This is a genomic window from Hymenobacter coccineus (genome assembly GCF_001816125.1).
GTDB lineage: Bacteria > Bacteroidota > Bacteroidia > Cytophagales > Hymenobacteraceae > Hymenobacter > Hymenobacter coccineus.
Genome location: NZ_MDZA01000448.1, coordinates 26,301 through 39,283, shown reverse-complemented (window position 1 = coordinate 39,283; position 12,983 = coordinate 26,301). Strand labels below are relative to the sequence as shown.

General features: G+C 65.0%; 8 protein-coding genes. All 8 read left to right on the top strand.

Translation table 11 applies throughout. The annotated features are described in order from the left end of the window. The first annotated feature begins 28 nt into the window (after positions 1 to 28). The 8 genes from BEN49_RS23875 to BEN49_RS23840 all read left to right on the top strand — a co-directional run bounded on the left by BEN49_RS23875 (position 29) and on the right by BEN49_RS23840 (position 12,903). Positions 29 to 2,266 carry a GH92 family glycosyl hydrolase gene (locus tag BEN49_RS23875; protein WP_204376196.1) on the top strand — a complete coding sequence of 746 codons (2,238 nt, stop codon included), beginning with the start codon at positions 29 to 31 and terminating at the stop codon, positions 2,264 to 2,266. A 175-nt stretch (positions 2,267 to 2,441) separates the two neighbouring features. After that, the gene (locus BEN49_RS23870) at positions 2,442 to 3,950 is read left to right on the top strand and encodes a glycoside hydrolase family 28 protein (protein WP_083326431.1); all 1,509 of its coding nucleotides are present in this window, start codon (positions 2,442 to 2,444) and stop codon (positions 3,948 to 3,950) included. Between the two features lie 444 nt (positions 3,951 to 4,394). Next, positions 4,395 to 5,939, top strand: coding sequence for a tagaturonate reductase (locus tag BEN49_RS23865; protein WP_239692085.1), 1,545 nt, complete (start codon positions 4,395 to 4,397; stop codon positions 5,937 to 5,939). 217 nt (positions 5,940 to 6,156) lie between these two features. After that, entirely contained in the window at positions 6,157 to 7,809 is a 1,653-nt protein-coding gene (locus BEN49_RS23860) for a UxaA family hydrolase (protein WP_070747300.1), read from the top strand. Between the two features lie 209 nt (positions 7,810 to 8,018). Next, positions 8,019 to 9,467, top strand: a complete 1,449-nt coding sequence (gene uxaC / locus BEN49_RS23855; protein ID WP_070747299.1) for a glucuronate isomerase — start codon at positions 8,019 to 8,021, stop codon at positions 9,465 to 9,467. Between the two features lie 169 nt (positions 9,468 to 9,636). Then, positions 9,637 to 10,653, top strand: coding sequence for a sugar kinase (locus BEN49_RS23850; protein ID WP_070747297.1), 1,017 nt, complete (start codon positions 9,637 to 9,639; stop codon positions 10,651 to 10,653). Between the two features lie 112 nt (positions 10,654 to 10,765). Then, positions 10,766 to 11,419 carry a beta/alpha barrel domain-containing protein gene (locus BEN49_RS23845; RefSeq protein WP_070747295.1) on the top strand — a complete coding sequence of 218 codons (654 nt, stop codon included), beginning with the start codon at positions 10,766 to 10,768 and terminating at the stop codon, positions 11,417 to 11,419. A 104-nt stretch (positions 11,420 to 11,523) separates the two neighbouring features. Next, positions 11,524 to 12,903, top strand: coding sequence for an MFS transporter (locus BEN49_RS23840; RefSeq protein WP_070747293.1), 1,380 nt, complete (start codon positions 11,524 to 11,526; stop codon positions 12,901 to 12,903). The last annotated feature ends 80 nt before the right edge of the window (positions 12,904 to 12,983 follow it).

Below are 12,983 nucleotides of genomic sequence, written 5' to 3'. Positions count from 1 at the left end.
TGGCCTGCTGGGGCCCCTACCAGCCGCCGTGGCCCAGGCGCCCGACCTGGTGCGCTACGTGCAGCCACTGGCCGGCACGGCCGCCAGCACCACCCTGGGGGCCCTCAAGCACGGCGAGGGCACCGAGCACCTGGCCAACACCATCCCGGCCGTGGGCACGCCCTTCGGCATGACGCAGTGGACGCCCCAAACCCGGCCCTCGGAAACCAAATGCCAGGCCCCCTACTACTTCCGCGACTCGCTGCTGACCGGCTTCCGGGCCAGCCACTGGCTCAGCGGCTCCTGCACCCAGGACTACGGCAGCGTTACAATTATGCCCATCACGGGCCGGCTGCGGACCCAGGCGGCGGCCTACGCCGCTGGCTTTTCGCACCGCACCGAAACGGCCACGCCAGCTTATTACCAAGTCAGCCTGCCGAAGTACCGGCTGCGGGCCGAGATGACGGCGACCCCGCGCTGCGCCATGCTGCAATTCACTGCTGAGCAGGCGGATAGCTTGTACGTGCTCGTCGCGCCCAATAGCGACCAGGGCCAGGGCTTCGTGCAGGTGAATGCGGCGAAGGGCGAGGTGTGGGGCTACAACCCGGCGCACCGCATTTACCAGGGCTGGGGGCAGCCGGCGGGCTTCAGCGGCTACTTTGTGGTGCAGCTGGAGCGGCGCGGGGCCCGGGGCGGCACGTTCAGCGGCGGGCGCGCTTCGGGGGCCCTAAGCCTGAAGGACCAGAAGGACCTGGGCGCGTTTCTGGGTTTTAAGGTGGCCAAGGGCGAGACGCTGCGCCTGCGCGTGGGCACCTCGTTCAGCAGCCTGGAAGGGGCCCGGCGCAACCTGGCGGCCGAGGTGCCGGGCTGGGACTTTGCCGCGCTGTTGGCGCAGAACAAGGCCGTCTGGCAAAAAGCCCTGGGCCAGATTCAAGTGGAAACCGCGCTGGAGCGGGATAAGCGCATCTTCTACACCGCTATGTACCACACCATGCAGCAGCCCCGGCTGTTCAACGATGTGGACGGTACCTACCCAGTATTTGCCGGCAACTACCAGAATAAGAAGCTGCCAAAAGGCAATTACTACGACGATTTTTCGATGTGGGACATCTACCGGGCCGAGCTGCCGCTCTATGAAATACTGCGGCCGGCACTGGTGAATGACCTGGTGAACTCTCTCATTTTGAAAGGCCAGCAGGGCGGCTGGCTGCCGATTTTCCCGTGCTGGAACAGCTACACCTCGGCCATGATTGGCGACCACGGCACAGCGTTCATTGCCTCGGCCTACGCCAAGGGCATCCGCGGCTACGATGTGCCGGCGGCCTACCGCCTCATGCGCCAGAACGCCTTCGACCAGGCCGGCCCCGCCGACTACGCCAACGGCAAGGGCCGCCGGGCCCTGCCCTCCTACCTGCGCTACGGCTTCGTGCCGCTGGAGGACAGCGTGCAGGAAGCCTTCCACAAAAAGGAGCAGGTGAGCCGCACCCTTGAATACGGCTACGACGACTACGCCCTGGCGCAAGTAGCTAAGGGCCTGGGCAAAACCGCCGATTATGACACCCTAACCAAGCGCGCCCAGGGCTACCGCCGGGTGTTCGACCCGACCGTGGGCCTGGTGCGGGGCCGCCACGCCGACGGCCGCTGGGGGGCCCCGTTCCGGCCCGACGTGCGCGAGCCGTACATCACCGAAGGCACGCCGCGCCAGTACACGTTCTACGTGCCGCAAGACGTGCCCGGCCTGGCCCGGCTGATGGGGGGCCCCGCCCGGCTGGAAGCGGCCCTCGACACCCTGTTCACCAAAAACGAGTACTGGCACGGCAACGAGCCCGGCCACCAAATCCCGTTCATGTACAACTACACCGCCGCGCCCTGGAAAACCCAGCAGCAGGTGCGCCGCATTTTGGCCGAGGAGTACAGCGACGGCCCCGGCGGCCTGAGCGGCAACGACGACGCCGGGCAGATGTCGGCCTGGTACGTGTTTGCGGCCCTGGGCTTCTACCCGCTCGACCCGGTTTCGGGCGAGTACCTGCTGTGCGCGCCGCTGTTTGCGCGCACCAGCGTGCAATTGCCAGCCGGCAAGCGCCTGGAAATCATCAGCCACCGCGCCAGCCCCGGGGCCCAGTACATTGCCGCCGTGCGCTGGAATGGCCGGCCCTACGCCCGCAACTTCCTCCGCCACGCCGACCTGATGCAGGGCGGCAAACTGGAGCTGGACCTGCAAGCCGCGCCCGCCAAAAAGTGGGCGAGCGAAAAGCAAAGCTGGCCCTCGGGCCTCTCCGCTAACTGATATAAATGGCTGTTCAGGAAGTTATCAGACGGTCATGCTGAGCGGAGTCAAAGCATCTCTGCTGCACCACTACTCATGATTACTGCTGGTGGAGAGATGCTTCGGCTGCGCTCAGCATGACAATACTATTTGCCATTACCTTCCGCTCTTCAAACAGGCTCCAAATTCTTCTTTAATGCGTCTATCCGTTCTTCTCTTGTGCCTTAGCCTGGCCTGGGGCCTGCTGGCCTGCCGGGTCGAGCAGCCCACCACCAGCACCGGCACCGCTGCCAGCCTTTCACCGGCGGCGGTGGCTCCAGCGCGGGGGCCCTTCAATGTCCGCGACTTTGGGGCCCTGGGCGACGGCAAAACGGACGACGCTGGGGCTTTGCAGCGGGCCATCGACGCGTGCGCGGCGGCCGGCGGCGGGCGCGTGCTGGTGCCGGCGGGCGGCACGTTTCTGGCCGGGCCGTTTGATTTGAAGTCGCGCGTGGAGTTTTGCGTGGAAACCGGGGCCACGGTGCGGGCCAACCCCGACCCGCGGGTATACCAGAAAAGCGCCTTCCGGGCCAACCGGGGCGAGGGCACTATTTGGATCGGGGGCGAAAACCTGGAGTATGTCACACTGTGCGGCGGCGGCACGCTCGACGGCAACGGCGTTTCCTTCATGGGCGCGGAGCTGGACGACTCCTACGAGCTGAAGCCCTTTGTGGGCACCGACCCGCGCCCGCACCTGCTGACGCTGGTGGGCGTGAAAGGGCTGCGCATCCGCGATCTGCACATCCGCAACTCGGCCTACTGGACGCTGCACCTGGTGGGCTGCGACGACGTGGCCATTTCCGACATTACCCTGCTCAACAGCCTGAAAGTGCGCAACAGCGACGGCATCGACCTGGACCACAGCAAGAACGTGCGCATCGCCAACTGCTACATCGAATCGGGCGACGACTGCATCTGCCTGAAAAACCGGCGCGAGTACGTTGAGTTTGGGCCCTGCGAGAACATCACCGTCACGGGCTGCACGATGACCTCGCGCTCCTGCGCCATCAAAATCGGCTCCGAAAACGTGGACCGCATCGGCCACGTGGTGTTCGACAATTGCATCGTGAGGGCCAGCAACCGGGGCGTGGGCATCCAGAACCGCGACGAAGGCACCGTGGACAACGTGCTGTTTTCCAACCTCCTTGTCGAGTCGCACCTGTTTTCCGACGTGTGGTGGGGCAAGGCCGAGCCCATTTACGTGACGGCCTACCGCCGGGCCCCCGGCAACAACAAGGACGCCGGCTGGCGTTTTCCCCCGGGCCAAACCGAGGGCAAAGTGGGCGCGGTAACGAACATTTTTTTCAGCAACGTGAAGTGCCAGAGCGAGAACGGCATCTACGTGAGCGGCGAAACGGCCGATAGGGTGGCGGGCATCTACTTCGACCAGGTAGACGTGCAACTCAACAAAACCACGCCCATTGCCGGCGGCGTGTACGACCGGCGGCCCAGCCAAGCCGCGGGCCTCGTGCCGGGCCAAACGGCGGGCTTCTACTTCGACACCGCCACCAACATCACCGTGCGCAACAGCTCGGTGCGCTGGGGCCCCAACCGCCCCACCTACTATGGCCACGCCCTGGAAAGCCACGGCGTAACGGGCCTCGTGCTGCAAAACCTAACCGGCGAATCGGCCTTCCCAGCCCGGCTCGCGGCCATCAAGAAATAAGTTAAGAAGCTTCATTTAGGGCTTCGGCAACACGTCATGCTGCGCTGCGCGCTGCATGGCGGTCAATTTTGAATTTTCAGACTTCCTAAATAGCTGCGAAAGCACCTCCAGCGCTGAGGTTTGGCATCACCGTTTAATTGAGGTGCTGCCGTTATTCAGCGGGGCTTTTCGTTTTGGGAGCAACGTAGAAATATTTTAACTCAAACCTGACCGTTTAGGAAACCTTGCTAGAAACGTTTGCGCGAATAAATAGGGCCCGGTGGGGCTTTTGCGGTTTATGGGCCCCCAACCGGGGGTAATATTGCCTTGCCCTAGCTTGGGGCAGTTGCCGGGGGCGCGGCCGGCACCTGGCCCGCAAAGCTCCTGGCCCAGGACTACCCCAAGTGGCAGCAAAAACAAGCCAAACCCCACCGGCCAGTAGCCGGCGCTTTATTCTAATTTCCGATGATGCCTATTCTAACGCCCGACCTGTTGCGGACCGGCGCCGCCAGCGCCGCCGTAGCACTGCCCGATCCGGCCCTGCTCAGCCTCCCCGAAAAAGTACTACAATTCGGCACGGGCGTGCTGCTGCGCGGACTGCCCGATTTTTTCATCGACAAGGCCAACCGCCAGGGCCTGTTCAACGGCCGCGTGGTGGTCGTGAAGTCCACCGATGGGGGCGACGCTGGCGCCTTTGCCCGCCAGGGGGGCCTGTACACGGTGTGCGTGCGGGGCATGGAAGACGGCCAGGCCGTGGCCGAGAACGTGGTGTGCGCCGCCATCAGCCGGGTGCTGTCGGCCCGCAGCGAATGGGCCGGGGTACTGGCCTTCGCCAGCAACCCCGATTTGCAAGTGGTCATCTCCAACACCACCGAAGTAGGCCTTGAACTACTTGACGGCGAAGACATTCACGCCGCACCGCCGCGCTCGTTCCCGGGCAAGCTGCTGGCCGTGCTGTGGGCCCGGTTCCAAGCCTTCGAGGGGGCCCCGGATAAGGGGTTGGTCATCGTGCCCACCGAGCTGGTGCCCGAAAACGGCACCAAGCTGCGCGCCATTTTGCGCACCCTGGCCGAGCGCCAGGCCCTGGGGCCCGATTTCCTGCACTGGCTGGACACGGCCAACGACTGCTGCAACTCGCTGGTGGACCGCATTGTGCCCGGCGCGCCGGCCCCCGGGGCCCTGGCCGCGCTGCATGCCGAGCTGGGCTACGCCGACGAGCTGCTCATCAGCGCCGAGGCCTACCGCCTGTGGGCCATCGAGGGCGGCGAGCGGGTGCGGCAGGTGCTGAGCTTCGCACCCGCCGACCCCGGTATTTTCATTCAACCCGACATCACGCTGTTTCGGGAACTGAAACTGCGCCTGCTCAACGGTACGCACACACTGAGCTGCGGGCTGGCGGTGCTGGCCGGCTTTGGCACGGTGCGCGCGGCGATGGATGACCGCAACATGGCCTCGTTCGTCCAAAACCTGATGCTGGCCGACCTGCTGCCCGGCATCCCCTACCCCATCGACGAAAAAGTGGGCCAGCGCTTTGGCCTGCAAGTACTCGACCGCTTCCAAAACCCCGCCGTGGAGCACCGCTGGCTGGCCATCACCCTGAACTACAGCGCCAAGCTTCAACTGCGCGTGGTGCCCACGCTGGTGCACTACAGCCGGCAGTTCGGGGCCGTGCCGCAGTACGTGGCCCTGGGCTGGGCGGCGTACCTGCTATTTATGCGGGGCGAAACGCAGGACGAAAAAGGCACCTGGCACGGCCGCCTGCCCGACGGCACCCCCTACCCCATCAACGACGAGCAAGCCGGCTACTTCGCCGATTTGTGGCAGCGCCTGCCCGTGCACATGCTCACTGCCAGCGCGTTGGCCAACGTGTCGCTGTGGGGCCAAGACCTGGGGGCCCTGCCCGGCTTCACGGCCGCCGTAACCCAGCACCTGGCCCTGCTGTTGACGCACGGGGCCCCGGCCGCCGTGGGGGCCCTGCTGGGCCGCGCCGTGCCCGCGCCAGCCTTGTAAAACGGCGTGGCACTCCGTTGCCGTGCGCACGTTAAAAGAAGTGCCAATCCGTTTTACAATACCCGATAAACCGCTCCGGGGTTGGCCTTTTTGCCCGGCGGCCCTGGGCACTCTGGGGCCCCGGGGGCACCTTTGCGGCGGGCTGATACGTAGCAAATACGTACATCCGACGCTCAGCAGCCTTCCTGGTTTATTATTCTAGCTCGCTCAATTCGTTATGAAACACCTGGTTGCGAGAATCCATCCTGCCGATAACGTGCTGGTGGCCCTTACGGACCTACCCATCGGCACGCCCGTGACGGCCGGCGGCTTCACCGTGACCACCACGGCCGCCATTCCGGCCAAGCACAAGCTGGCCATGCACCCGCTGGCCCCCGGCGACGCCGTGACCATGTACGGCGTGCTGGTGGGCCGCATGCGCCAGGCCGTGCCCGCCGGCGGCCTGCTCACCACCGCCAACATCCAGCACGCCACCGACACCTACGAGGAAGGCCAGACCCGGGCCCCCTGGGCGGCCCCCGACGTAACGCACTGGCAGGGGCGCACTTTCCAGGGCTTCCACCGGGCCGACGGGCGTGTGGGCACCGCCAACCACTGGCTGGTGGTGCCGCTGGTGTTCTGCGAGAACCGCAACATTCAGGTGCTGCAAGAGGCCTTGGTAGACGACCTGGGCTACGGCCGCCGCAAGAGCTACCAGCCCCAAACCCAGGCCCTGATCGAGCTGATGCAGGCCGGCAAGTCGGTGGAGGAAATCTTGCAGGCCGACCTGGCCGGGGCCCTGAACGGGGCCCCCAAGCCGCGCCTGTTCCCGAACGTGGACGGCGTGCACTTCCTGACCCACGAGGGCGGCTGCGGCGGCATCCGGCAAGATGCGCAGACGCTGTGCGGCCTGCTGGCCGGCTACATCACGCACCCCAACGTGGCCGGCGCCACCGTACTCAGCCTGGGCTGCCAGAACGCGCAAGTGGCCATGCTGCAAGCCGAAATCGCCAAGCGCGACCCCAATTTTAGCAAGCCCCTCTTCGTGCTGGAGCAGCAGCAGCTGGGCACCGAGGAAACGCTGGTGAGCCAGGCCCTGCGCCAAACCTTCGTGGGCCTGATGCAGGCCAACGGCCAGCGCCGCCAGCCCGCGCCCCTCAGCAAGCTCACGCTGGGCCTGGAGTGCGGCGGCTCGGACGGCTTTTCGGGCATTTCGGCCAACCCCGCGCTGGGCCACGCCTCCGACGTGCTGGTGGCCCTCGGGGCCTCCGTCATCCTGGCCGAATTCCCGGAGCTGTGCGGCGTGGAGCAGGAAATCGTGAACCGCTCGGTGACGCCCGAAACGGCCCACCGCTTCACCTCGCTGATGAAAGCCTACAGTGATAGCGCCGTGGCCGTGGGCTCGGGCTTCGACATGAACCCCTCGCCGGGCAACATCCGCGACGGGCTGATTACCGACGCCATGAAGTCGGCCGGGGCGGCCCGTAAGGGGGGCTCGTCGCCGGTGGTGGCCGTGCTCGACTACCCCGAACTGGTGACGCAGCCCGGCCTGAACCTGCTCTGCACACCCGGCAACGACGTGGAAAGCACCACCGCCGAGGTGGGCTCGGGCGCCAACATTGTGGTGTTCACCACTGGCCTGGGCACGCCCACCGGCAACCCCGTGGCCCCCGTCGTCAAGGTCAGCTCCAACACCAAGCTGGCCCTGCGCATGCCCGACATCATCGACCTGAACACCGGCACCGTCATCGACGGCGAGGAAACCATCGAGCAGGCCGGCGAGCGTATCCTCGACTACCTGGTGCGCGTGGCTAGCGGCGAAACCGAGGTCAGCGCCGTGCGCCACGGCCAGGAGGATTTCATCCCGTGGAAGCGGGGCGTTTCTTTGTAGCCTCTACAACATACAGATACAGGCAATCCCCAGGCCTCATGCCCATTTGGCGTCCGCGAGCGAAGCATCTCTACTGCACAAGTAATCCAATTGATTTAACGAAGCGGTAGGGATGCTTCGGCTGCGCGGGCGCCAGATGGGCATGACGGCCTGGGGGCCCGGTTCACTGCTCACTGTTAATTGATAACTGCTAATTAATAACTGACCTTATGAAGCCCTTTTTGAACGACGATTTCCTGCTGCAAACCGACGCGGCGCGCCAGCTCTACCACCAGCACGCCGCTACGCAGCCCATCATCGACTACCACTGCCACCTGCCGCCCGACCAGATTGCCCAGGACCGGCAGTTCGACAACCTGACGCAGGTGTGGCTCTACGGCGACCACTACAAGTGGCGCGCCATGCGGGCCAACGGCGTGAACGAGCGCTTCATCACGGGCGACGCCTCGGACTGGGAGAAGTTTGAGAAGTGGGCTGAAACGGTGCCCTTCACCGTGCGTAATCCCTTGTACCACTGGGCGCACCTGGAGTTGCAGCGCTACTTCGGCATCACCGAGCTGCTCGATAAAAACAGCGCCCGCCGCATCTACGACGCCTGCAATGCCCAGCTGCGCACGCCCGAATTTTCGGTGCAAAGCCTGCTAGCCAAAATGCGCGTGGAAACCGTGTGCACCACCGACGACCCCGCCGACGCGCTCGAACACCACCGGGCCCTGGCCGCTAGCAGCCTGGCCACGCGCATCCTGCCCACCTTCCGCCCCGACAAGGCCATGACGCCGGAAGCGGCCGACTACAACCAGTACCTCGACCGGCTGGGCGCGGCGGCGGGCGTCGAAATCCACACCTACGCCGACCTGCTGGGGGCCCTGCGCCAGCGCCACGACTACTTCGCCGCCCACGGCTGCCGCCTGTCGGACCACGGCCTGGAGCACCTCTACGCCGCCGACTACACCGAGGGCGAAGCCGCGGCGGCCTTTGCCAAAGCGCGCGGCGGCTACGAGCTGGACACGTTCGAAATCAACCAGTTGAAGTCGGCGATGCTGATTTTCCTGGCCGAGTTGGACTGGGAGAAAGGGTGGACGCAGCAGTTCCACCTGGGGGCCCTGCGCAACAACAACTCGCGCGCCCTGCGCCAGCTGGGCCCCGACACGGGCTGGGACTCCATCGGCGACTTTGGCCAGGGCCGGGCCCTCTCGCGCTTCCTCGACCGGCTCGACAGCCAGGACCGGCTGGCCAAGACCATCATCTATAACCTCAACCCCGCCGACAACGAGCTGATTGCCACGATGATTGGCAACTTCAACGACGGCTCGGTGGCCGGCAAGGTGCAGTTCGGCTCCGGCTGGTGGTTCCTGGACCAGAAAGATGGCATGGAAAAGCAGCTCAATGCCCTGAGCAACATGGGCTTGCTGAGCCGCTTCGTGGGCATGCTCACCGATTCGCGCAGCTTCCTGAGCTACCCGCGCCACGAGTACTTCCGCCGCATCCTGTGCAACCTGCTGGGCAACGACGTAGCGAATGGCGAGCTACCCGCCGAAATCATGCCCTGGCTGGGCGAAGTGGTGGAAAACGTGAGCTACCGCAACGCCAAGGCGTACTTTGGCTTCGAGCAAGGGGCCCCGGCGGCGCAGCCCGTGGCGGAGCAGGCGCACGCTTAACCCATATTTGCCGGCAGTTAAGCGGCGCGAGCGTGTACCGCCAAGCTGTGCTTGGCCTCGCCCCAGGGCCCCCACGGGCAGCATACGCGAGGCCAAGCACAGCTTGGTGGTACACGCTTGCGCCGCCCAACTACCAATAATTCAATCCCCAACAATCTAATTATCAAGTATGAAGCAAATCGTGACGTTCGGCGAAATCATGATGCGGCTCTCGCCGCCGAACCACGAGCGGCTGACCCAGGCCCCGGCCCTGGCCGTGACTTATGGCGGCGGCGACGCCAACGTGGCCGCCGCCCTGGTGCAGCTGGGCCAGCCCGCCGCGCACGCCGGCTGCTTCCCCGCCAATCCGCTGGGCCACGCCGCAGCCGAGCACTTCCAGCGCTACGGCGTGGACATGCAGCACTGCGTGTTCAGCGAAAACGGGCGGCTGGGCCTGTACTTTCTGGAAGTGGGGGCTTCGCTGCGCCCCAGCCGCATCGTGTACGACCGGGCCGAATCATCCTTCGCCCACCTCAACCCGGCGGCGTTTGATTGGGCTAAAATTTTGGACAACGCCCGCTGGCTGCACTGGACAGGCATCACGCCGGCTATTTCGGCCAGCACGGCGCAGGCCTGCGGCGAGGCCATTGCCGAAGCCCGCCGCCGCGGCCTCACCGTGTCGGCCGACGTGAACTACCGCCGCAACCTGTGGCAATACGGCCAGCGGGCGCAGGACGTGATGCCGCCCCTAGTGGCCGGCTGCGACCTAGTGGTGTGCACCGAGGGCGACGCTGAGGACCTGTTCGGCATCCAGCCCGCCGCCGGGGCCTCTAATTCCTTTGTGTCGATGGCCGAACAGCTCATCGCGCGCTTCCCTCGAATCAAGCAGGTCATCGCCACCAAGCGCGAGACCCAGAGCGCCTCGCACGAGCGCATCCGGGGGCTGCTGTACCAGGGCGGCGAGTACTACGAAACAGCGCCTTACGACATCGCGCCGGTCATCGACCGCATCGGTGGGGGCGACTCGTTCATCTCCGGCTTCATCTACGGCACCACGGTGCACCCCGCCGACCCGGCGCGGGCCCTGGCTTTCGCCACGGCAGCTTCGGCGCTGAAGCACACCATCGCCGGCGACATTAACCTGGTATCGGCGGCGGAGGTGGAGCACATTGTGGCGGGCAACACCACCGGGCGGCTGTTGCGCTGATGGTTAGGGGCCCGTAGGAGGCCGGCTACCGCAAACGTTCCCGGCGTTTTTTCTAGGACCGGGCCCCGGATTAGGTCATCTTCGCACAATCGTTTATCCTTTGCCAAGGCCCATGCCCCAATTCTCTGCCGCCGATGTGGTGGCCCGCACGCTGCAAGCGCCGCTGGTTCCCGTTTTTTACCACGCTGACGCGGCCCACGCCCAGGACGTGGTGCGGGCCTGCTACGCGGGCGGCGTGCGGGTGTTTGAGTTCACCAACCGGGGCCTCCAGGCCTTCGAGGTTTTCCAGGAACTAGCCAAACTCACCACCGAATTGCCCGAGCTAATCCTCGGCATCGGCACCATCTACACCGCGGCCGATGCCGAGCGCTTCATCGGGGCCGGGGCTGCCTTCGTGGTACAGCCCGTAACCACGGCCGAGGTAGCCGGTACCTGCCGCGCCCACGGCGTGGCCTGGGTGCCGGGGGCCCTCACGCCCAATGAAATCTACGCCGCCCAGCAGCTCGGCGCGGGCCTGGTCAAAATCTTCCCCGGCAACCTCGTGGGGCCCGACTACGTGCGCGCGCTGCGGGGCCCCATGCCCCAGGTGCCGCTGATGGTGACCGGTGGCGTGGAGCCCACCACCGCGAGCCTGAGCGAGTGGTTCGGGGCCGGCGTGAATGCGGTGGGCATTGGCTCGCAGCTCTTTAAGGGTGCGGCCGACCCGGCCACGATTACCGGGCACGTGGCCCCGCTCATGCAGTTTCTTTCCTCATTTAACAATTAACAATTACCATTTAACAAACCGGTAGCTGGCGGTCAAAACCCTGATTTATTGCCCGTTAATTACTGCTAAATATTAAATGCTAACTGTTAAATGACCTTCCGCCCATGAATCCCGCCCTTCGCAGCTCACCGCCCCCACCCGTGGCCGCCGCCCCCGGCATTGGCCGCTACCGCTGGACCATTTGTTCGTTGGTGTTTTTTGCCACCACGATCAACTACCTCGACCGGGCGGTTATCTCGCTGCTGAAGCCTTACCTGGAGAAGGCGTTCAGCTGGAATGCGGGCGACTACGCCAACATCGAAATTGCCTTTAAGCTGGCCTACGCAGTGGGCATGGTGGGCGCGGGCCGCATCATCGACAAGCTGGGCACCAAGAAAGGCTATGCCCTCTCGACGGCTCTGTGGAGCCTGGCGGCCATGGGCCACGCGCTGGTTAGCAGCACGTTGGGCTTCGGGGTGGCGCGGGCGTTTCTGGGCATTACGGAGGCCGGCAACTTCCCGGCGGCCATCAAAACCACGGCCGAGTGGTTTCCGCAGCGCGAGCGGGCCCTGGCCACGGGCATCTTCAACTCGGGCTCGAACGTGGGGGCCATCATTGCCCCGCTCACCGTGCCGCTCATCGCCGTCACCATCGGCTGGCAGTGGGCGTTCGTCATCACCGGGGCCCTGGGCTTCGTGTGGCTGCTGCTGTGGAACAAGCACTACGAGACGCCGGCCACTCACTCCAAGCTCAGCAAAGCCGAGTTCGATTACATCAACGCCGACATTCCCACCGGCCTGCCCGCCGAGGGTGTGGTGGAGGAGAAACCCAAGGCCTCGTGGGGCCGCCTGCTGGGCTTCCGCCAAACCTGGGCGTTCGTGATTGGCAAGTTCATCACCGACCCCATCTGGTGGTTCTACCTGTTCTGGTTGCCCGACTTTTTGGGCAAGCAGTACCACCTCACGGGCACGGGCATTGCCCTGCCGGTGGCGGCCGTGTACTTGCTTTCGAGCCTGGGCAGCGTGGGCGGCGGCTACCTGCCGCTGGGCTTTATCAAGCGCGGCCTGCCCGCGTTTCAGGCCCGCAAGTCGGCCATGCTCCTCATTGCCTTCTGCGTGTTCCCGATTGTATTTGCGCAGTATTTGGGCGAAACCAATATGTGGCTGGCCGTAGGCGTGATTGGCATTGCCGCGGCGGCTCACCAGGCCTGGAGCGCCAACATCTTCACCACCGTGTCGGACATGTTTCCGAAGCGGGCGGTGGCCTCCGTCACGGGCATTGGCGGCATGGCCGGGGGCCTGGGCGGCATTGCCCTCACGGCCCTGGTGCAGAAGCGCATGTTTGTGCACTACGAGGCCATCGGCCAGCTCGACAAGGCCTACTTCATCATGTTTCTGATTTGCGGCGGGGCCTACCTGGTGGCCTGGGTGCTGATGTTTACGCTGGTGCCGCGCATGGAGCCCATCGTGCTCGACGACGACGACATCCTTCCCACTGCCGCCTAACCTATTCGTTATCAGTTATTCATTGTCGGGTTGATGTAAGTGGCGAAGCCCGTACCACCAAGATCAGCTTGGTGGTACGG